Genomic DNA, 20728 nt, shown 5'->3' on the forward strand with positions numbered 1-20728 from the left:
AATATACACCATTCCGAACCAATAAGTCCAGAACAAAATAATTAGATATATGTTTTTATCCAATTACACATCGTCTCATCTCATCGTCTTCTCTTCTTCAATAGACTGATGACAAGAAACTGATCCGTTCCCCACCACCAATAATCACACCTCACCGAAACAAAAAACTATAAGCTAAGCAATTCTTGCATGAAAAAACCGGATTCCCTTTACTATACAAGGGAATCCGGTTTTCGTGTAAGCACAGATCTTCAACTAACCTACCCGTTTGTTGAGCAAGGCCCAAGGCAACCTCGTCATGGACTTCATAAGGTGGATGCGTGAATGCTGTGTTATCTGATGGGTACCTTCGAAGTGATACTTAAAAGAACTTATACAAAAAATAATCCTTTATCCCCACCGAAGTAAGCCGGGACACTTAAAGGTCTACGCTGCAGCTATTGTATTACTTAACGCCTTGTGCAGCCCACTGCGATTTCATAAACTCTAAGGAAGCCGGAAGCTCCTTGTCGCGGTCATTTAATGTACATTCTGCTGAAACCATTCCGTTATAACCGGCAGCCTTTAATTGGGCTACAAAGCTTTCATAAGGGTATTGTCCAGTACCAGGCGCCAGACGCCCTGTATCTGCTACATGGATATGGGAAAGCCAATCTTTATTAGCAACAATCGTATCCAAAGGCTCCGATTCCTCATCCATATGGTAGAAATCAGCCAGCACGCGGATTGCAGGATCATTGATTTGTTTGGCAAAATATACGCCTTCCGATACACTTGTAATGATATTGGATTCCTTCGTGTTCAAAGGCTCAATAGCTAGGACAAGATTTGTACCTTTTAGTTCACCAGCAATGATGTTCAACAAGCTAAGTATTTGCTCTTCAGCACGAGCGCGCTCCCAACCCTCAGGAATACTGCGTGATCTTCCGCTGCCAAACACAAAGATAGACGAGCCCGCTTGAACCATCGTTTCAACCGCTCTGGCCAAATATTTTCTAACAATTTCTTCGTTGACTTCAGGCCCTACCACTTTAATATCTCCTGGAAATAATACATTCCACGCCTTTACAGGAATTGCACTGTTTACATACAAAGGTAGCGCTTTCTTGAAGGCCACATCATCCAAAGTCAATAAGGGAGCAACTGCACATTCGATATAATCATAACCGTATTTTTGAAGCTCTTCAGCATGTTCAATGGGCATGCACCATCCAAATGTAGTCATTATTATACCTCCTTAGGGTATTTAATAAGGGTAGCGATGGAATCGTGATCGCCTATGAACCATATTACAGTAAATCCATCATCGTTTCCGAACCTTTATTGCTAGTATTTCGCCATAATCGACTTATCTTGTCCCACCTAAACGGCTAAACCTTTAATGGTTGATGGAAATTTAGCGAGGTTTCAATCTGGACGGTACTATGCTGGATATGAAAATCATGCTCCAGCAGCTGGATCGCTTTTTGTAATAGGGCTTGCCCATCCACCTGGTCCTCGATCAAGAGGTGGCAGCTTAATGAATCCATCCCCGATGTAATCGTCCAAATATGAAGGTCATGAATTTCAATGACTCCTTCAATTGATTCCAAGGCTTGCTTCACTTCATTCTGGTTAATAGAGGCCGGTGTTCCCTCCATCAAAATATGAACGGTGTGCTGGATCAGGCTCCAAGCGCTTTTGAGAATGAGGAGCGAGACCGCTACACTTATAATGGCATCCGCCATATACCACGAGAATAGCAGCATCAGCAGGCCTGCCACGATCGCTCCAATCGAGCCCAATGCATCTCCCAAAATATGAAGGTAGGCGCTCCGCAAATTGAGGTTGTTTTTTACGTCCCCTTTGCGCATTAATGACCATGCACTTAGCAAATTAGCCAACAAGCCGATGCAAGCAATCCACATCATGGTACCGCTAGCTACAACGGGAGGATCCACAAAACGATGGAATGCCTCCCACATGATGAACAAAGCAATGGCAAACAATGTAACACCATTAAAACATGCCGCCAAAATCTCAAAACGATAAAAACCATAGGTTTTGCGGGGCGATGCCGGCTTCAATGCGAAACGAATCGCTATTAAGCTTAGCAGCAGCGAGACCGCATCACTTAGCATGTGCCCAGAGTCTGAGAGCAACGCCAGGCTGTTCGTGACAATGCCACCAAAAAATTCAAGCAGCATAATGCCAGTAGTTATGATCAGGGCTATGAGCAGCCCTTTTTGGCTGCCATCTCCATGATGATGGTGGTGGTGGCCATGGCTATGGTCATGGGAGTGACCGCTGTGGGAGTGGTCATGGGAGTCACTGCTGCGGGAATCGCCATGCGTGTGGCCGCTGTTCTTTAGGGCGTCGCCCTGAGCTTCATGTGAGCAGTCTCCCTGATTACTATTGCCATTATGATTGTGCTTGTGCATAGGCTAATGCTCCTTCGCTCACGGAATGGGATAAATAAGATAATATAACATATGAACGATTGCTCATATGTTATATTATGACTCCTGCCCTATCCATTGTCAATAGTTTCCTATTCCAATTGAACGATTTAGAAGTTAGCCTCTATTATACGCTTTACCATTCATAATATTGCATATGCTCTAGCTTTCGAGCTCCAGCCGCTCTGCGTGTGTGTACACATTAAAAGAATCTCCACGGATAAAGCCTATAACAGCAATGCCCAGATCATGGGCAAGCTCCAGCGCTAATCCCGTTGGAGCAGATTTAGAGAGCAGGATGCCTACGCCGATTTTTGCCACCTTGAGCAGCACTTCAGACGAGACCCGGCCGCTGAATGCAATAACCTTGCCTTGCAAAGGTATGCGGTGCCGGATGCATTGTCCGTAGATTTTATCCAATGCATTATGCCTGCCGATATCGGAGCGGATTAACATAGGCAGCGGATCGCTGCTGTCGACCGTACACAATGCAGCATTGTGCACGCCACCTGTGTTATGGAATTCAGCGGAAGCCTGCTGCAGGTCCCTCATTAATTCCAAACAACGTTGCGCGCTAATTCGCGTTCGCAATGGGATAGTTTTGGCGGTCCTTGCATCGTTATGAAAATAAAACTGCCGGCTTTTACCACAACAGGAGCCAATCAAACGTTTATTGTACCATTCCTTGCTTGTGCTTTGCTTGATTGTCAATTCGACCTCAGCAAAGCCGCGCCCTACATCCAGCTTAAAGCTGCGTATATCCTCCATGACCCGAATCATTCCCTCTGATGCAAGAAAGCCGAGTACCATATCCTCTAAATCGGAAGGGCTGCATACAATTGTGGCAAACTCGTCTCCATCAACCCTAATGGTGAGAGGATATTCAGCAGCCACCTCGTCAGCTTGTGGCTGCAGCTGGCCCCCTGCATACTTGAGTATATGCCAGGTTGCTGTGGCGGCTGGCTCGGCTCCGTCTCTATAGTCGGCTTGGTCTGCTTTTTCGATGCTTTCCATCCTGTCCATCACCCCATCTCCGTTTCCAGCTCCGTAATGCGTTTTTCGACATACTTCGTATCTTTGAACGCATGGAATGTTTCTGCTTTCTCCACAACCGCTGCTGTATTGTATTCAGGAATCCCTGCCTGCGGTTCATAAACACCTTTGGGAATCAAGCTATTACCCTCAGGCCAATGCACCTCGATATTGCCTCGCCCGATCAGTACTGGCTTCGCCCTTCCATGGAGCAACCCATATTGGTTATAAACGACAATCGCATCGCCCTCTTTCAGCCTGAGATCATCGGCGTCCTCCTGGCTCATCAGTACATCATAGCGGTCTGCTCCATTAAACGGATCGGTCTCGCTATAAATCATCGAGTTGAATTGCTTGCCACGGCGTGTCGTCACACGGAAATGCCCTTCAGGCTTTCGAAGCTCCGGCTGCTCGATAGGAATCAGGTTGCCCCGTCCATCTTCAGTTGGACATATGCCATCCTCACATAGCCAAGCACCACCCCATTGAAATACATCGCCACGCTCCGACAAGTCCTGGATACCGTTATAATTAGCCGCAGCCTCGGCAATTTCCTTGCGAATATCAGCCGCATTCTCGAAACCAACGCGCGCCTTATATGCAGGGTTTACCTTCGCTGCAAGCTCGGCGTAGATCGACCACTCCGCTCGTGCCTCACCAACGCGAGGCCCCCTAATTTCCGGCGAATAATAAACCATTCGCTCCGTAGAAGTCGAAGTCCCTCCGCCCGGCTGCTCATAACGGGTCATCGCCGGCAGCACAATGACGGCCTCCCGCGCATCCGCAAGCGTGGAGGTGTTGAGCACAATATCCTGATGGACACGGATGTCGACATTTTCCAGGCAGCCTCTGACAAAATCAGGATCCGGCATCGTCTCCAGAAAGTTGCCGCCTGATGTATAGAACAGCTTCAGCTTGCGCTCATGCTCATCAGGCAGCATCGAGTTTTCCAGCGATACACCGACAATATCCCCTTGCCAGCGCGGCAGCTTGAAGCCCCATAGCTGCTCCATACGCTCTATGCCCTTTGTGTTAAACTCGCCGCCGGGCAGACTGAACGGATCTGCACCCATCTCGCCAGAGCCCTGCACGCCGCTATGACCGCGGATCGGCATCAAGCCGCAATGCTCGCGCCCCAGAAACCCACGCAGCAGCGCCAAATTAGCGACCTGCGAAATATTGTCCGTCCCGAAGCGATGCTGGGTCAGCCCCATGCTCCAGACGAAAACCGCCGATTTGGCTGAAGCCAGCAAACATGCGAATTCCAGCATCCGTTCACGACTAAGCCCCGAGGATTGCTCCAGCAAAACCCAATCCTGCTCCATGACATGGGCCTTGAGCTCCTCGTAGCCATTCGTATGGGCTTGCACGAAGTTATGGTCAATCGCAGACCCTTTTTTCTGCTCCTCCATTTCAAACCAATGCTTCATGACTCCGTTCATAAAAGCAATATCCCCACCAATATGAACGCCATAGAAATCATCGGCGAGCCTGGTTCCAAATAAGGCCGATTCGGGAATCGAAGGAATCCAATATTGATCCATCGACGGTTCATGGTAAGGGTTAATGACGATGATTTTCGTGCCTTTACGCTTCGCGGCATACATATATTTCGTCGATACCGGCTGATTGTTTGCTGCAACACTCCCCCAGAAAACCAGCACATCCGTGCCAATCCAATCCTTATAATTACAGCTGGAAGCACCGATGCCGACTGACCGCTTTAGTGCGGTTTTTGAAGGGGAATGGCAAATCCGAGAAGCATTATCGATATGGTTCGTGCCCAGCAGACGGGCTACCTTCGCGGCAGCGTAATAAGATTCATTCGTGATGCCGCGTGCGGTCAGGTAAAAAGCAAGCTGCAAAGGATCAATCGCCCGAATTTTCGCGGCAATCGTATCCAGCGCCTCATCCCAGGACAGCCTCGAAAAATGCGTTTCTCCGGGACGGCGTATAAGCGGGTACGGAATGCGTCCAAGCTTGCGGAGTGCTGTACTGTCCATCTTGCGCAGCTCCCCTATATCCTGGTGCAGCACCTCAGGCTGAATCTCCGGCATCGTATTCAAGCGCAGCACATTAAGGCGAGTCGTACAGACGTGAGGTCCCTCCAACGTCTGGTCGTATAAGCCAGATACCCCTAGAGCACAACCATCGCAAACACCTTGGGTCAAGATACGGTAAGCATAGGGCAGTTGGTCACGATTTTCCCAAGCGATCTTCAAGGTTTCCTTAATATGATGAGGCTTTACTTTGCCCAACCCAAATGGTGCCTTGCTCACCCATAGCTTAGGATCCAAGCTTTTAGGCAGGCCAATCGGCCCTGTGTGTTTAGTAGTTCCCATGTTAACATCTCCTTGGTTTATCAAATAATATAGAAAAAGCCACAACAGCCAACCCTCATTTTTGTCGTAGCAAAAAAGGATCGTCAGTTGTGGCTGTTAGTCTTGAGCAGGTTCGCTGCCAAGTGCCAACGGCACATGTATGCAATTGTGGCTTCAATATTGTAGCTTCATTGGAGAAGATTCAATGTTTAGTTACCGGAAACGAATTACCGAAATTTATTTTCAATATTTTGGTCAAACACGAAAATCGACATGCCAAAATCCTTTTCTATATCGATATCCACGAATAGCTCCACAAACTTGGCATCTAATAGCTGCTCCATTTCGACCGGTGGATGATTGACATACATATCCTTCACCATCTCAGTGCGAGCGGTTCGCAGAATCTGCTTGCCGTCTACACCCGAAGCAATAAACTTTTCTACGGGAGACAGATTGCCTTCCATTTCACATATCGCCCATTGCTTGCAAAAGGTAGTGCGAATCTCCCTGGGTCCCTTGCCCATATGTCGTTTGCGATACGCTTTCACTAAATTGCTGAACTCCGCTTCCACCTTATTCATGTAGGGGATCCCTCTTTTTTTGGTTCTATAGATTAAATTTTAACATGGAGCCGAAAGGAGCACAATCCTTTTAAAAATAAAGAAACATAAAGAAATCGTCACTATCAGCGATTTAAGCTATAATAAATTTGGAAGAGCGCATGCATTTCGTTTTGGCAACATGCAGTTTAAACGTGTATACAAACAAGATCCTATAAATAGAGGTGTACAAGTTGTCCAGTATTAAAGATATTGCCAAGCTAGCACAAGTATCCCCAGGGACGGCCTCGCTTGTTTTAAACGGCAAGGGAACTGCCCTTCGTATATCTACGGCTACACAACAACGAATTTTGGAGGCTGCCCGCGCTTTGGACTACAGCCCCAATATCTCCGCTCGACGCCTGCGTAGCGGCGGGGAAACGGTAGCACCAATTATTGCTTTATTTTGGACCATTGATACTAGGGCATCGCTAATCGGCAGATACCTAAAGGGCGTCCAGGACATCATTTACGCGCAGGAAACCGAATATGAGCTACTCATTCAACCGTATGTCGGTGGGCGGCTAAAAGACGTCAAAAGCTTGGTGACAGGCACCCGCTTTAACGGAGCTATCATCGCCAATGCAACAGCTGCAGATGAAGCCTATCTTCAATCCGCGCCTGTTAAGGTTCCAGCCGTCCTATATCAGCGTTATTCAGACAAATTCGGTACGATCAATGTAGATAATTATCATACGGGGCAAGAGGTCGCACGCCTGTTTGCAAGCAGGGGGCATAGCTTGACAGGGCTGGTTATACCCAAGGTGTCTTCACGTGCGATCCATGACCGGAAAAAAGGTTTCCTCGATCAGGCTTCGGCAGTTGGACTGCCTGTGGCAGCCGCTCATATAGCAGAAGGCGAATTTTCAGAAGAGGGTGGCTACCAAGCAACCCGGGTTCTGCTACAAGCCGAGGTCAAGCCTAGTGCCCTGTTCGTGCTGAGCGACCAAATGGCCGTGGGTGCTTTGGCTGCGTTGCGTGAGGCCGGCTTGCGGGTACCCGAGGATATCGAGCTTGTCGGCCATGATGATAACGAAATTGCGCGTTTCACAGTGCCGCCTTTGACAACGATCCATTTTCCGGTAGAGGAGATGGCCCAGGCCTGCATAAAGCTTTTAATCGACGTCATGCATCATCAAGTGGCGACTCCTACATCAACTATGTTCAAGCCGCATTTTGTGTTCAGACAATCATGTGGCGACTTTAAGAAATAAAAAAGCAGAACCCGTTTCTATGGTTCTGCTTTTTTATTTTGGTTAATTTTGCAAAGCTTCAGGCGTTTTTAGCATAATGCTTGCCAGTTGGTCGAGTCCCCTTAATTGCTGCATAATCAGACGGTCTTTGGCATCAAACAGATTGGCGTCTTTAACCCGGCATTGCAGCGTAAATCCGAGCCCTTGCTCCTGCAAATAATATTTGGCATTTACCGGATACAATTGATGCTCCACCATCGAGGATATGCCTATATAATTTTGCAGCATTGCCGCTTGCTCGGGGTCGCTTTGCCAATTATTCAGCAGCCATGCATAAAGCTCGGGATGGAAATTGGCCATAATTCCACTGAAGCCAGCCGCTCCAATTTTCAAGGATTCCAATAGGGTTGCTGAATTGGCATTGAATATTTTAAGCGGACTTCCGCTTACCGCCTGCAGCTTAGCTTGAATTTGCTCCAAATTGCAGCATGTATCTTTGAGGAAAAGGAACCTGCCTGTAGACGCGCACCAAGCCAAAAGCTCAGGCGACATTAAACGCTTGTACGGATAAGGGCATTCATAGATGCCAAAGGAAATATCGGGCACTGCTGCTAAAATAGCTTCGGCATTTTGTTTCCAAATATCGTCGGATTCATCTTGGGCGGCCAGACGGTTACTCACCATCACAAAAGCTTCAATGCCTACTGCGGATATCTCTTTAATCTCTTCGATTTGCCCTTCGAGGGAATCGGACACATGCCCAGAAGCAATAACAGGCACACGGCCGGCCGCATGCTTCTTCACAAATGTGGTTAGCTCCACTCTTTCTTCGAGCGACAGCATAAACATTTCACTTGACTGGCATACCGCGAATAGCCCATGCACACCCCGGTCAATATACCAATCAATCAGATTTCCCAACGCTTTGTAATCGATTTCATTTGCTTCGGTAAATGGAGTGACCATCGTAGGCCATACACCATCAACGATCGAGTTTTTAAGTGATAACATCCAAACACGCTTCTCTCTTTTAGGTTTGCTAAAACGTTATTCCTAATTTGATTATATTTTCATTCCAGATGGCTGTCAATCAAATTAAATGAAATGCAGGGCGCGCACAATCAAGCATGACCGAATACGAAAGAGCATTTTATCAGTTGTTGGCGCGGGCAAAGTCCGATGTTGAAATTAAACAGTAAAAAGACAGCAAGGGCTCGTAAATCGAGTCGCTTGCTGTCTTTTTATCATTTGTTACGCTTTACATCTTATTTCAATACCTGATGAGAAATCATGCTGATATGATCGATCTCACTATCTGTTAAAGAAAACTTCATTGCTTTCACATTTTCCTCAGCGTGGTGAACCTTTGATGCGCCCGGAATGGCAAACACCGTCTCGCCATTGGCATGAATCATCCAGTTGAGCGCTATTTGTGTCGGCGAAGCGTCGTATTTCAGTGCCAGCTGCTCCAGCATATCTACAAGTGGCTTCGACTTTTGCAGCCCTGAGGTGCGAAATGCCGATGCCCATTTACGCGGTCCTGTAATGGACTTCACTAGAGCAGGGTCCTTATGGAACTTCCCGCTTAATATCCCTTGCTCTAACGGCGAATACGCAATGATGGCAATGCCCAGCTCTTTGGCTGTGTCCAAAATTCCATTTCGCTCAATCCTGCGATCCAGCAAGCTGTATTTCACTTGATTGGATGCCAAACGCAGCCCATGCTCCTGCAACACGCGATCCGCTTCGCGCATTTTTTGTGCAGAAAAGTTACTAACACCTACATGCTTGATCTTCCCCTGCTTAACCAGCTCCGCCATCGCATTCATCTCACTAGCTACCGATGAGAAGGAATACGGCTGGTGCACCTGATAAAGGTGAATCGTCCGATGATCCAATAAACGGAGACGCTCATCAATTGTGGCTTTAATACTGGCGGCAGTACGGAATACAGGCCACCATTTTGTCGCAATATAAGCATGATCTGCCGCGGGGCTGCCGATTTCTTTTAAAGCATTAGCCAGTATTTGCTCCGACTGCCCACCGCCGTATATTTCAGCAGTATCAAACCAATTCATTCCGCCTTGCAGGCTGGTCTGGACAATCTTAAGCACATCCTCGCGACGAAGCACCGGCCAAAATTTGCCGACCATACCTTTTCCATTGCTGAACTGCCAGCAGCCAAGCCCGAGTGGGGTGAGCATCAAATTCGAGTTCCCCAGCTTCCTTAGTTCAATAGCGGCTTCCAGAACCATAATCCTTCACCTGTTCCTGTCCGATTTATGGCAGCTATTCTATGATAATTCGACTGCCATTCAACAATTCTTCGAAATCTTCTTTTAAAGCTTCCTCTACCTTCTCCACAACCCCTCTGTAATCACAATCCCCTGATATCGGGTGCCAGCGGTAGCCATCAAGCAGTCTGGAGGCAGATTCCAAATGCGCATACATAAAAGCTCTATAGCTTTCTGGAGTTTTGCAGCTTCCATACATCATCGTGATCATGCCAAAGCTAAAAGCCTGATTGGCAAGTGCCACCATATCCGCGCTAATTCCCACGGGTAGCTTTAAGTCGCCTTGGTCTACTGCTTCTTGGATAAGCGCCAACAGCAGCTTTTGGAGGTCCAGCTGTAATTGTTCCAGCTTCACCTTTCGCGAAGCCGAGATTTTCCCTTGCATAGCCGCAGTGTTCGGCGCCATCAAACGCGCAGATTCATGAAAGTAACGGTAGTCAAACAAGCTATGCGCTACATGAATACCTAACTGCCTGTCTCTGGTCGTCAAAGGAAGATCGATTACTTTTTGAAATAAACGAAACAAGATTAGAAACTTTTCATAATAGATCCCCGTTAACAAATCCTCCTTGCACCCAAAATGCTTGTAGACTGTGCCTTTCGAATATTCGGAGCTTGCGACAAGCTTATCCATATTCAGTTCCGCTTCTCCATCCTTACTCAAAATCTGGTCAGCTAAACGAATAAGAAGCTGTTCCCGTTCCTCAAACTCCCGCTGTTTCCTATTGTGCGTAATCTTCAAGGTGATAGATACCTACTTCGCTTAATTTAATGATCAATACGTCATATAATGACGATCCGTCAATTATATAATAAAGAGGTTCGATTATGCAACCTTCTAAAAAATGATGAACCTGAGTCGGCTCCATGACATACAATACATGGTCAAATGCCTATATAATAAAAAATTGGAGGGTAACCTATATGGATCGTGCTTACGGATACGGAGGTTTTGGACAGTTTGGCGCCCCTTTTAACCCTTATTTTTTCCCGCGTCGCAGATTTGTTCCCTTTTTCTTTCTTTCCCCTTTTTTCTTTCCGTTTTTTAGGGGAGAAGAGGATCGGGATGGAACCTATTTTGCTAAGCACCAATGCATGCATGGGGATACTATGGGAGCGCTGGCCCAGCAGTATAATGTTCCCCAACCGATTCTTGAGGCGATGAACCCGCACATCCAGAATCCTAAAGCGTTAGAACCAGGAAGCATTACTTATATACCGCGGATGGATAAGATGTATTGCCACAGAATGTATATTGAGCAAGAAGGGCAGGAGCATCAAGGAGCTACCCCTTCCCCACAGCACTCGCACCACTCTCATTATCCACAGCATTCACAGCAACCGACCATGACGGATTTTAGAAACCCAGCTAAGAATCCTAATGCTGCTTTTACCCAGCCGGTTTATCCATATGCGCATATCCCGCAATATCCAGGTGTCTATCCTTCCGGAGCAGGATCGCAGGGTGGGCATGGCTTAGGTGTCCATGCGGGAGGTTATATAGGCGGCCATGATATGGGTGTTCATGCTGGCGGACATCTGGGCGGCTATGGAGTAGGCGTTCATGCTGGCGGGCATCTGGACGGCCATGGTGTTGGCGTTCAAACTGGCGGACATCTGGGCAGCCATGATCTAGGTGTCCATGCTGGCGGCAAATTCGATAGCCACGGTGTGGATCTTCATACAGGTGGTCATATAGACCAATATGCGGCAGGTGTGAATACGGGCATTCACCTTGACAAAAACGGCTTGAACGTTCAAGCCGGTGGGCAGCTCGACGGTCCTGATAAGAAAATGACATAAATCGCATGGTTTTTGCGCAGCATATACATGTACAACATATATGCATTGGGAGGGATTTGGAATGGAGAACAAAAAGCACCAAGGCAATTATTTAGGTACAACGAATATGTCTGCGGAAAATCAAGATATGGCTTTCGTCAACGATACATTGGAAAATGCCAAGAACAAAACCCCAGTCAATATTATGAAAGATGATATCAACAAAGACTTCGAGCTTACAAAACAAAAACCGCTGGATGTGGATGATATTTAAAGGTTGCCCTATCCTAAAAGCAAAAGAACCTCCTAATCCACTATTTCAGTGGGGAGGTTCTTTTGGGCATTCGCAGCAAAGCCTTATTTGAACAGCAGCTTATGCTTAACGAGAATGGGATGAACAATCCATTCTACTGATTATATGAGGAGAGATTTTATTGGCTACTATGGTACAGATATTACCACCTCAGATGCAGTCAGCAAAAAAAACGCTGGGCCAGTATTTGTTCGATTGTCTGAAACAAGAGGGAATAACCGAAATCTTTGGCGTGCCCGGCGACTATAATTTCTCTCTGCTCGATACGCTTGAGAAATACGAAGGCATCCAATTTATTAATGGACGAAACGAGTTAAATTCCGGCTACGCTGCAGACAGTTATGCCCGTATCAAAGGAATAGGGGCGCTAATCACCACCTTTGGCGTTGGGGAAATGAGCGCTTGCAATGCGATTGCTGGCGCCTACAGCGAAGAAATCCCTCTGATTCATATAGTCGGTTCCCCCAAATCGATGGATCAGCAGGCACACAAGCTCATGCATCACACCTTGATGGATGGGGATTATGATATATTTCGCAAGGTATATGAGCATATCACCAGCTACACAGCAATCTTGACGCCAGAAAATGCAGAGATGGAAATTCCGGCAGCAATCCGAATGGCAAAGCAGAAGAAAAAACCGGTATACTTAGTCGTTGCAATTGACCTTGTTATGAAACCTGTTATACCACACAACGAAATGATGGCAGAACCGACCAAGACGAACGAAAATTCTCTGCAGGCAGCAACGACCCATGTAAGGCAACTGTTAGGGCAGAAGCGAAATGCAGTCATTATGACGGATATGAAGGTGCTCCGATACGGACTCGAAACCGCCGTACAGAAGCTGGCCGAACAACTGAACGTACCTGTGGCATCTATGATGCAAGGAAAGGGCGCCTTTGACGAGAGCCATCCTCAATATATCGGCATGTATGGCGGCGCCTTTGCCAGCGGGGATGTACGTAGAATTGTTGAAAACGCCGATTGTATCATTGCGGTTGGCCTTCTATGGTCAGACAGTAACACTGCCGCTTTTACTGCAAAGCTGAACCCTCTAACCATAGTGGACATTCAGCCCAATTCAGTTAAGATCGGTGATGCAACTTATTCGAGCATTAGGGCTGAAGATATGTTGAACGCGCTCCAGACCATCGGATATAAGGAAACGCAGCAGATCCCTGCCGCCAGTTTTCCGTACGACACAGTTATAGGCAAGCCGGAGCAGCTGATTGGCGCTACTTCGTATTATCCCCGTTTCCAGCGGATGCTTAAAAATAATGACATTGTAGTTGTGGAAACGGGTACGTTTGTCTATGGAATGTCGCAAATTAGATTGCCAAAAGGAGCAACTTACATCGCTCAAGCGGGGTGGCAGAGTATCGGCTATGCGACCCCGGCCGCATTCGGCGCGTGTATTGCTGCTGCAAACCGACGAGTTTTGCTATTTACCGGCGATGGCTCCCTGCAATTGACTGCTCAGGAAATCAGTTCAATGCTGGAAAATGGATGCAAACCCATCATTTTCGTGCTCAACAACAAAGTCTACGCCATTGAAAAATACTTAAATGTAAAAACTGTTAATCAGAAATATAACCAGGTTCCTCATTGGAAATATACCAAGCTAGTCGAGGCTTTTGGCGGTCAGGCGTTCACTGCGGAAGTGCGGACTAACCATGAACTGGAGGATGCAATAGCTCAAGCGGAGATTCAAAACGCAAATAAGCTGTGCATCATTGAGATGCTTGTACACGATCCGATGGATGCGCCTGATTATCTTCACAAGATGCGCAGTTACTTGGAGGATCAGGAAAAACGAATGCATGAATGAACCTGCTTTAATATTCACTGGATTGGGCGTTCACAGTGATCCGAGTTTCGAAGAATTAACCTTTATATTGGGAAGACAATAAATAGTAAGGGCTAGAGCAAATGAAGCTCCCCCTAAATCTTTGCATTTTAAAAACAAAAAACGGCATCTCTGCCGTTTCTTAGTTACTCTTATGGAGATTAGCGGGATCGAACCGCTGACCTCTTGCATGCCATGCAAGCGCTCTCCCAGCTGAGCTAAACCCCCATGATCACTATCTTATACTATGGATGGGAGGCTTGTAGCTTCCCCATGTCCCCAATAAAATTGTTCATTTGGCGACAAAAATGATCATACCACAGAGACTTTCCGTTTGTCAACAACGAGTTGGCTCAGAACTCGATTAGAACCCTTGCTTGTCTTCGCCAACACGATTTTTGGACAAAATTTCGGTTAATTCCCTCATGAACATATTGATATCTTTAAATTGGCGATACACGGAAGCAAAGCGAATATAAGCTACCTCGTCCACTGGATACAACTGCTCCATCACGATCTCGCCAATGTCGCGGCTGTTAACCTCAGCATGGGCGGTATTGCGGATTTGTTTCTCCACCTCAGATACGATCATATCGAGCTGTTCGACAGACACAGGCCGCTTCTCACAGGCTCGGATGAGTCCACGCAGCATCTTCTCGCGGCTGAATTCTTCACGGCTACCATCCTTCTTGATGACGATCAGTGGTGTTTCCTCGATCATTTCGAAGGTAGTAAAGCGTTTCGTGCATTTCTCACATTCTCTGCGGCGTCGGATCGATTTATTCTCATTCGCAGCGCGGGAGTCCAGCACTTTGGTGCCGTGGTAATCACAATACGGACATTTCATCGGGTGTAATTCTCCTCTTTTTTAATGGGGCAGCAAGCCATTCATAATTGCCAGCGAATCCCTGTAATGAAGTTCAGATATAAGCACATAATAGGTTTACCAACTTACAAGGAGGTGAACACATATGGGCGCAGGACAATCTCGTAGCAGCAACGTTCTTGTAGTACCACAAGCAGGCCAAGCTTTAGATCAATTGAAATACGAAGTAGCACAGGAATTGGGTATCTCCATTCCCCAAGACGGTTACTACGGTAACATGGCTACTCGTGACACAGGTGCAATCGGTGGACACATTACACGCAGATTAGTACAAATCGCAGAACAACAGCTTGCTGGTCAATTCAAATAAGGTAAAGTCATTTATAAGCAGGAAGTATGGGACGCCGCTTACTTAGCGGCTTGTCCGATACTTCTTTGCCTTTCAGGAGAAATTCCCCAGTCCTCTGCGTAAAGCTGATCATATTTATTATAATAGTATAAAACACGTTGAAGGTAGTGTCTCGTTTCCCCATACGGAATAGATCCAGCATGCTCCAAAGTTCCGTCCCAAACGTCGGCTTCCAGCCATTCAAATACATTGCCTTGCCCTGCATTATAGCCGGCAATAGCGAGTACAGCATTGCCATTAAATTGCTTGTGCAGCCAGCTTAAGTACCATGACCCCAATTGAATGCTGACCGCTGGATTATGTAGATCTTTCTTAAAACTTGGTGAGAACTTGCCAGCCTCGACAATCCAGTTAGAGGTATCCGGCATAAGCTGCATGAGGCCATAGGCGCCTTTTTTGGATTCAATGTCGTTTACATAATTGGATTCAACCCGAATAATAGCTGCGATTAAAAATGGATCCAGTTCATAGGCCAAAGCGTTTTTTTGAATTTCTTCCTGGTAACGAATTGGATATAAAATTTTGCTGACAGAGCTGCTGGTTAAAAATAAAAAACAGATAAAAGCGAGCAATAGTAGGGCAAACATCCTTTTTTTTCGCCAAAAGCTGACGCTCATAGCAGCCCCCTTTCCTTCAATAGCCTGTCCACCTGACCCTCCGTTTGCGACAAACCTCCCTGATTATCAATCACGATGTCGGCACGTGTTTTTTTAAGCTCGATATCCATTTGCGCATTTAACCGCCGCTCAGCCTGCTCATGGGATAGGCCGTCACGGGCTGTCAGCCTTTCAAGCTGGACGGATCGAGGCACATAGACAACAACAACCGCTTCATACATCGCTTCTAAGCCAGATTCATATAATAAAGGCACATCTACAACGACCAGCTTGTCTGGATGATTATGCTCATAATACTCCATGCGCTCTCGCATCAAAGCACGGATCGAAGGATGCATCAGCCCCTCCAAATCCTGTAAAGCCTGCGGATTGCCAAATACAAGCTCCCCTAGCTTTTTGCGGTTTAGCGTACCATCAGGGAGTAAAACCTCGGAACCAAAACGTTCAGCTACCTTCTGGAGGACAGGGCTGCCGGGCGCCACTACCTCTCTTGCGATCCGGTCAGCATCAATCAGCAGGGCGCCACGCTGCACAAGCATATTGGATACTGTGCTTTTGCCGCTGGCAATCCCTCCGGTTAATCCTATGTTCATGATTAATTCTCCTTAGAGTTTTCGTAGAAAATTTTCTTCGTAAGAGTTTTGCATAGCAAAACTGACTTCTTCGTATGCATCTACAACAATTTCATAATTCCCATAATAATTAAAACAAATCCCGGAAATACCGACAAGCGGCGCATCCATAATAACTCCGAGTATTTATAGCCAATATGCAAGCCTGATGCCAAAAACATGCCGCTTGCCAAGGCAATGACCATCGAAGTCAGCCAAGGTGTAAAGCCGATCAGCGCTGCACCGATCCCTGCACCTAATGCATCCAAAGATAAAGCGATCCCCAATAACAAAGCCTCATAGGGAGAGATATTGCCCGAGCGATCCATATCTGCTACCGAAGGAGTACGCAGGATTTGAATGACCAGCCCAAGCCGCTTTAGCTCAATGTACAAAACCTCTTTGGCACTTGCCACATCTACGCCAGAGGTTACATGATCCCCAGTTTTCGGCGAATCGGTTACTGCCTCCGGGACACCATCATCTGCTTTCTCATGCAGCACCTGATACAGCGCCCAAATACCAATGCCGATCAGAATCGCGCCGCCAATAGCCTTGGCAAATAACGGGTCGACGAATTGGCTGACCCACACGCCCAGCTGCATCGAGGCATAAATAATAATTCCCGAGCAAATGGAGATAATCCCTATCGATAATAATGGTATTCTAATTTTCCTCAAACCATAAGTAACCCCTACGCCAAAACCATCCAAGCTGACGGCAAGCGCCAGAATCATTAAGGGAATGATTGAAAGCATTGTAGCCCCTCCTGACCGTTTTACCCCACTATATGGCGGTTACGGAAGGAAGGTGCGACTTTTAGATGGGCTTTATTTCTTCGCCTTTGCTAGCTTTAAGGGCTGGCATTTCGGACAATGATGCGTACCACGACCGGCTACGACGCTTTTTTCGATAGGTTGTCCACAGGAATAGCAAGGCTCTCCCTTACGGCCGTACATCTTGAATTGGTGCTGGAACATGCCGATCTCGCCTTGTCCATTCACGAATGATTTAATCGACGAGCCACCCGCGGTTATGGCCTCGCCCAGCGTCTTGACGATAGCAGCATGCAGCGCGGCAAGCTCCTTCGCTGTGAGCGAGCTTGCTTCGCGCTCTGGATGGATGCCCGCCAGAAATAACGATTCATCCACATAGATATTCCCGATCCCGACGATATATTCCTGATTCAATAGCAAAGGCTTGATCTTCGTTGATCGATGAGCGATCGCAGCACGAAAGGCTGCCACATGGAAGGTATCCTCCATAGGCTCCAAACCAAGCTTTTTCAGCGGCTGCTCCTCCAGCTCCCTGCCCTTTGGAAACAAATGCATGGTCCCGAATTGGCGTACATCCTTATAACGAAGCTCGCTGCCATCGGTAAAATGAAACACGACATGCGTATGCTTCTCCAGCGGATCCAAAGCATCGTACAGCCCGTACCTGCCTTCCATCCGCAAATGCGAAACAAGCACGTAATCATCCATCATAAATAGCAGAAACTTGCCGCGCCGCTCCACACTTCCAATTGTTTCTCCGGACAGCAGCAAGCAAAACTCGCCAATTTCCTCAGGCTTTATAATAATCCGCTTCAAATGCACGGTTACATGGTCGATTTTTTTGCCAACTACCAATTCATTCAACGTTCGTCTAACGGTTTCTACCTCCGGCAATTCCGGCATGCTGCTCTCACCTCTTGTTTATTTCGCTTCGTACCAGTTGGAGCCTGTATCTACGTCAACCTTAAGCGGCACATCAAGCTGAAGTGCTGCCTCCATGACTTCTTTTACGGTATCCCGCATCACTTGAATCTCATTCTCGGGAACCTCGAACACCAGCTCATCATGCACCTGTAGCAGCATTCTGCTGGCCAATCCATCCTTTTTCATCCGCTCGTCCATCTGCACCATAGCCAGCTTAATCACATCGGCTGCTGTGCCTTGGATCGGGGTATTCATGGCTGTACGTTCCGCAAACGAACGCAGATTAAAGTTGGATGCATTAATTTCAGGCAAATAGCGCCTGCGATTGAGCAAAGTAGTGACATAGCCATCAATACGTGCTTGCTTCACAACATCATCCATAAATCGGCGAACCCCCCCGAATACGGCAAAATATTGCTCAATAAAGGTAGATGCATCTTTACGGGTAATGTTCAAATTCTGGGATAAGCCATAATCACTGATCCCGTATACAATGCCAAAATTGACCGCCTTGGCTTGTCTGCGCATATTGGAATCAACCGCGGACTCCGCCACGCCGAATACGTCCATCGCCGTTTTCGTATGAATATCCATATCATTCAAGAAGGCTTCCATTAGGTTCTTATCCTGGGAAATATGAGCTAGCACACGTAATTCAATCTGCGAATAGTCAGCTGTCAGAATCGACCAGCCGGGCTGAGAAGGCACAAAAAACTTACGAATTTTACGCCCCTCCTCAAGCCGAATCGGGATATTCTGCAAATTGGGGAATTGCGAGCTTAAGCGGCCTGTAGCGGCAATGGTCTGCCTGTAATAGGTATGCACCTTGCCGGTTTCCGGGCGTATTTCCTTGAGTAAGCCTTCTACATAAGTCGATTGCAGCTTGGCCAAGGTACGGTAATGAAGGATATGGCTAATGATCGGGTGGTAAGGCTCCAGCTTTTCCAATACCTCTACGTTTGTGGAATATCCGGTTTTCGTTTTTTTATCGGTCGGCAGCTTAAGCTTGTCGAATAAAACATCACCAAGCTGCTTGGTTGAGTTAATATTAAACTCCATGCCGGCTTCCTCATAGATCGACCTCATGATCTTGTCCAATTGTCCGGCAAGCTCCACACTGTATTGCCTTAGGCCATCGGCATCAACCTTGATCCCTTTATGCTCCATTGCAGCTAATACGCAGGCCAAGGGCAGCTCCAGATCATAAAATAATTGATCCATCCCCTTTTCCTGCAGGTCTTGCTTCATCAATATTAGCAGGCTATGAACCGCATTGGCTTTGCGGCACAGATGATCAGATACGACCTCAATCGCAGGTATTTTGAATTTGGCGCCTTTGCTGAATATATCCTCGTCCGCTTTTAGTGACGGCAGACTATATTTAACCAAAAGCCCATGAAGCGTCAGCGCTGATTCGGTCGGGTCAAGCAAATAGGCGGCTAACAGGACATCAAACGATATGCCGCGCAGCTCGATGCCCTGCCACGATAAGGCAATCTCCGCCTTATGCTGGTCATAGATGGCGATCGACTTGTCCGCCGATTCCAGCCAGGCCTTTACAAGACCGACCTCATGGCTTTGTTCCTTCAGCAGCTCAAAGGGCACGTAATAACAGGCTTTGTCTGTATGCAACGCAAGCCCCAGCACATAACCCACATGGGGGTTCTCGCCGATTACTTCCACATGGATCGACTGCACATCGTCTAGCACGTCCGTTACCTCTGCAAGCTGCTGAAGCCCTTCAATCGCTATCGTCTGGATATCCGCCTGAGGCTCCTGGTTCTGCGATGCCATATCGCTTCCGCTAAGATTCAGCTTTTCCATTAAGGATTTAAACTCCAGCTTATGGAGCATTTCGGCCAAAGCCCGTTTTTCAAAGCCTTTGTAGGCCATATCCTCCCAAGGCGAGTCTAGCGGAACCTCACGGAAAATCGTGGCAAGCTCCTTGCTCATTCGTGCATCATCCGCATGCTCGACGATTTTTTCCTTCATTTTACCCTTTAGCTGGTCGGTATTCGCCAATACGCCTTCAACACTGCCGTATTCCAGCAGCAGCTTGAGCGCAGTCTTTTCCCCAACGCCGGGAATCCCAGGAATATTATCGCTCGCATCGCCCATCAGCCCTTTTAAATCAATAATCTGGTTAGGCGTTAGGCCGTACTTTTCCATAATATAGGGAGGATCATACATTTCTACATCACTGATCCCTTTACGGGTCAGGGCAATCTTCACATGGTTCGATGCCAATTGCAGCATATCCTTGTCGCCACTTACTACAATAACCTCAAAATTGCCCATTTCATCAGCGATCCGCGTTAACGTTCCTATAATATCATCGGCCTCATAGCCGTCTATTTCAAACTGAGATACACCAAATGCTCTGATCAGGTCCTTAAGCACCGGGAATTGCTCGGACAGCTCCGGAGGGGTCTTGGCTCTGCCGCCTTTATAATCCTTATAATTCGTATGTCGAAACGTCACCTTACCTGCATCGAAGGCAACCAGGAAATGGGTCGGCTTTTGTTCTTCCAATAATTTCAGAAGTATCGTGGTAAAGCCATATACAGCATTAGTTTGCAATCCACTGGAATTACTAAGCGGCGGTAAGGCAAAAAATGCACGATACGCAATACTGTTCCCATCAACAATAATCAACTTGGACATAGCTACACCTCATTTTTCATACTACCTCCATGATAGCATAGGACAACACAATATAAAAAGCTTATTGCCACATTCGA

At 47.1% G+C, this 20728-nt stretch carries 19 protein-coding genes and 1 tRNA gene; 5 read left to right on the plus strand and 15 right to left on the minus strand.

Features of this window, described 5'->3' with window-relative positions; genetic code table 11:
* Positions 1-445: 445 nt before the first annotated feature.
* The 5 genes from G9U52_RS16170 to G9U52_RS16190 all read right to left on the minus strand — a co-directional run bounded on the left by G9U52_RS16170 (position 446) and on the right by G9U52_RS16190 (position 6375).
* Positions 446-1225 (minus strand): sugar phosphate isomerase/epimerase family protein, encoded by a 780-nt coding sequence (locus G9U52_RS16170; protein WP_166151350.1) that lies wholly within the window; start codon positions 1223-1225, stop codon positions 446-448.
* Between the two features lie 145 nt (positions 1226-1370).
* The gene (locus tag G9U52_RS16175; protein ID WP_166151352.1) at positions 1371-2420 is read right to left on the minus strand and encodes a cation diffusion facilitator family transporter; all 1050 of its coding nucleotides are present in this window, start codon (positions 2418-2420) and stop codon (positions 1371-1373) included.
* 180 nt (positions 2421-2600) lie between these two features.
* Positions 2601-3452 carry a formate dehydrogenase accessory sulfurtransferase FdhD gene (gene fdhD, locus G9U52_RS16180; RefSeq protein WP_166151354.1) on the minus strand — a complete coding sequence of 284 codons (852 nt, stop codon included), beginning with the start codon at positions 3450-3452 and terminating at the stop codon, positions 2601-2603.
* A gap of 8 nt (positions 3453-3460) precedes the next feature.
* Positions 3461-5812: an FdhF/YdeP family oxidoreductase gene (locus G9U52_RS16185; protein WP_166151356.1), complete on the minus strand. Its 2352-nt coding sequence runs from the start codon at positions 5810-5812 to the stop codon at positions 3461-3463.
* 206 nt (positions 5813-6018) lie between these two features.
* Entirely contained in the window at positions 6019-6375 is a 357-nt protein-coding gene (locus G9U52_RS16190) for a Na-translocating system protein MpsC family protein (protein WP_166151359.1), read from the minus strand.
* A gap of 212 nt (positions 6376-6587) precedes the next feature.
* On the opposite strand from G9U52_RS16190, the gene G9U52_RS16195 reads away from it, so the two are divergent.
* Positions 6588-7607, plus strand: coding sequence for a LacI family DNA-binding transcriptional regulator (locus tag G9U52_RS16195; RefSeq protein WP_166151361.1), 1020 nt, complete (start codon positions 6588-6590; stop codon positions 7605-7607).
* Between the two features lie 42 nt (positions 7608-7649).
* On the opposite strand, the gene G9U52_RS16200 is transcribed toward G9U52_RS16195, so the two are convergent.
* The 3 genes from G9U52_RS16200 to G9U52_RS16210 form a co-directional block, all read right to left on the minus strand.
* The gene (locus tag G9U52_RS16200; protein WP_166151363.1) at positions 7650-8597 is read right to left on the minus strand and encodes a dihydrodipicolinate synthase family protein; all 948 of its coding nucleotides are present in this window, start codon (positions 8595-8597) and stop codon (positions 7650-7652) included.
* Between the two features lie 254 nt (positions 8598-8851).
* Positions 8852-9841 carry an aldo/keto reductase gene (locus G9U52_RS16205; protein WP_243767372.1) on the minus strand — a complete coding sequence of 330 codons (990 nt, stop codon included), beginning with the start codon at positions 9839-9841 and terminating at the stop codon, positions 8852-8854.
* 34 nt (positions 9842-9875) lie between these two features.
* Positions 9876-10622 carry a TetR/AcrR family transcriptional regulator gene (locus tag G9U52_RS16210; protein ID WP_166151365.1) on the minus strand — a complete coding sequence of 249 codons (747 nt, stop codon included), beginning with the start codon at positions 10620-10622 and terminating at the stop codon, positions 9876-9878.
* A gap of 182 nt (positions 10623-10804) precedes the next feature.
* Between G9U52_RS16210 and G9U52_RS39275 the strand changes: the two genes are divergently transcribed.
* The 3 genes from G9U52_RS39275 to G9U52_RS16225 all read left to right on the plus strand — a co-directional run bounded on the left by G9U52_RS39275 (position 10805) and on the right by G9U52_RS16225 (position 13806).
* Positions 10805-11683 (plus strand): LysM peptidoglycan-binding domain-containing protein, encoded by an 879-nt coding sequence (locus G9U52_RS39275; protein WP_207953016.1) that lies wholly within the window; start codon positions 10805-10807, stop codon positions 11681-11683.
* 61 nt (positions 11684-11744) lie between these two features.
* Positions 11745-11936 (plus strand): hypothetical protein, encoded by a 192-nt coding sequence (locus G9U52_RS16220; protein ID WP_166150831.1) that lies wholly within the window; start codon positions 11745-11747, stop codon positions 11934-11936.
* A gap of 169 nt (positions 11937-12105) precedes the next feature.
* On the plus strand, positions 12106-13806 hold the full coding sequence (locus G9U52_RS16225) for an alpha-keto acid decarboxylase family protein (RefSeq protein WP_166151842.1): 1701 nt from the start codon (positions 12106-12108) through the stop codon (positions 13804-13806).
* 173 nt (positions 13807-13979) lie between these two features.
* Here G9U52_RS16225 and G9U52_RS16230 read toward each other — a convergent pair.
* Positions 13980-14052: transfer RNA gene (locus G9U52_RS16230), tRNA-Ala, on the minus strand.
* A 136-nt stretch (positions 14053-14188) separates the two neighbouring features.
* On the minus strand, positions 14189-14671 hold the full coding sequence (gene nrdR / locus G9U52_RS16235; RefSeq protein ID WP_166151367.1) for a transcriptional regulator NrdR: 483 nt from the start codon (positions 14669-14671) through the stop codon (positions 14189-14191).
* A gap of 124 nt (positions 14672-14795) precedes the next feature.
* On the opposite strand from nrdR, the gene G9U52_RS16240 reads away from it, so the two are divergent.
* Complete coding sequence (locus G9U52_RS16240; protein ID WP_076229044.1) at positions 14796-15020, plus strand: alpha/beta-type small acid-soluble spore protein; 225 nt, start codon at positions 14796-14798, stop codon at positions 15018-15020.
* 38 nt (positions 15021-15058) lie between these two features.
* Here the strand turns inward: G9U52_RS16240 and G9U52_RS16245 are convergent, their stop codons facing one another.
* From G9U52_RS16245 to polA, 5 genes are all read right to left on the minus strand, one after another.
* Positions 15059-15676, minus strand: coding sequence for a lytic transglycosylase domain-containing protein (locus tag G9U52_RS16245; protein WP_166151369.1), 618 nt, complete (start codon positions 15674-15676; stop codon positions 15059-15061).
* Positions 15673-16269: a dephospho-CoA kinase gene (coaE, locus tag G9U52_RS16250; RefSeq protein WP_166151371.1), complete on the minus strand. Its 597-nt coding sequence runs from the start codon at positions 16267-16269 to the stop codon at positions 15673-15675. Before coaE ends, G9U52_RS16245 begins: the two co-directional genes overlap by 4 nt.
* An 80-nt stretch (positions 16270-16349) precedes the next feature.
* On the minus strand, positions 16350-17045 hold the full coding sequence (ytaF, locus tag G9U52_RS16255; protein ID WP_166151373.1) for a sporulation membrane protein YtaF: 696 nt from the start codon (positions 17043-17045) through the stop codon (positions 16350-16352).
* A 72-nt stretch (positions 17046-17117) separates the two neighbouring features.
* A complete protein-coding gene (gene mutM, locus G9U52_RS16260; RefSeq protein ID WP_166151375.1) occupies positions 17118-17966 on the minus strand; it encodes a DNA-formamidopyrimidine glycosylase in 849 nt (282 codons plus the stop codon).
* 18 nt (positions 17967-17984) lie between these two features.
* Entirely contained in the window at positions 17985-20651 is a 2667-nt protein-coding gene (gene polA, locus G9U52_RS16265) for a DNA polymerase I (RefSeq protein WP_166151377.1), read from the minus strand.
* Between the last annotated feature and the right edge of the window lie 77 nt (positions 20652-20728).

The organism is Paenibacillus agricola, assembly GCF_011440305.1.
Classification (GTDB): domain Bacteria; phylum Bacillota; class Bacilli; order Paenibacillales; family NBRC-103111; genus Paenibacillus_S; species Paenibacillus_S agricola.

Coding starts and splice junctions, on each gene's coding strand:
- G9U52_RS16205 (WP_243767372.1), bottom strand. CDS start 9,841: ATGGTTCTGGAAGCCGCTATTGAACTAAGGAAGCTGGGGAACTCGAAT.
- G9U52_RS16185 (WP_166151356.1), bottom strand. CDS start 5,812: ATGGGAACTACTAAACACACAGGGCCGATTGGCCTGCCTAAAAGCTTG.
- G9U52_RS16170 (WP_166151350.1), bottom strand. CDS start 1,225: ATGACTACATTTGGATGGTGCATGCCCATTGAACATGCTGAAGAGCTT.
- mutM (WP_166151375.1), bottom strand. CDS start 17,966: ATGCCGGAATTGCCGGAGGTAGAAACCGTTAGACGAACGTTGAATGAA.
- G9U52_RS39275 (WP_207953016.1), top strand. CDS start 10,805: ATGGATCGTGCTTACGGATACGGAGGTTTTGGACAGTTTGGCGCCCCT.
- G9U52_RS16225 (WP_166151842.1), top strand. CDS start 12,106: ATGGTACAGATATTACCACCTCAGATGCAGTCAGCAAAAAAAACGCTG.
- G9U52_RS16175 (WP_166151352.1), bottom strand. CDS start 2,420: ATGCACAAGCACAATCATAATGGCAATAGTAATCAGGGAGACTGCTCA.
- G9U52_RS16240 (WP_076229044.1), top strand. CDS start 14,796: ATGGGCGCAGGACAATCTCGTAGCAGCAACGTTCTTGTAGTACCACAA.
- G9U52_RS16190 (WP_166151359.1), bottom strand. CDS start 6,375: ATGAATAAGGTGGAAGCGGAGTTCAGCAATTTAGTGAAAGCGTATCGC.
- polA (WP_166151377.1), bottom strand. CDS start 20,651: ATGTCCAAGTTGATTATTGTTGATGGGAACAGTATTGCGTATCGTGCA.
- G9U52_RS16245 (WP_166151369.1), bottom strand. CDS start 15,676: ATGAGCGTCAGCTTTTGGCGAAAAAAAAGGATGTTTGCCCTACTATTG.
- ytaF (WP_166151373.1), bottom strand. CDS start 17,045: ATGCTTTCAATCATTCCCTTAATGATTCTGGCGCTTGCCGTCAGCTTG.
- G9U52_RS16200 (WP_166151363.1), bottom strand. CDS start 8,597: ATGTTATCACTTAAAAACTCGATCGTTGATGGTGTATGGCCTACGATG.
- G9U52_RS16220 (WP_166150831.1), top strand. CDS start 11,745: ATGGAGAACAAAAAGCACCAAGGCAATTATTTAGGTACAACGAATATG.
- coaE (WP_166151371.1), bottom strand. CDS start 16,269: ATGAACATAGGATTAACCGGAGGGATTGCCAGCGGCAAAAGCACAGTA.
- nrdR (WP_166151367.1), bottom strand. CDS start 14,671: ATGAAATGTCCGTATTGTGATTACCACGGCACCAAAGTGCTGGACTCC.
- fdhD (WP_166151354.1), bottom strand. CDS start 3,452: ATGGAAAGCATCGAAAAAGCAGACCAAGCCGACTATAGAGACGGAGCC.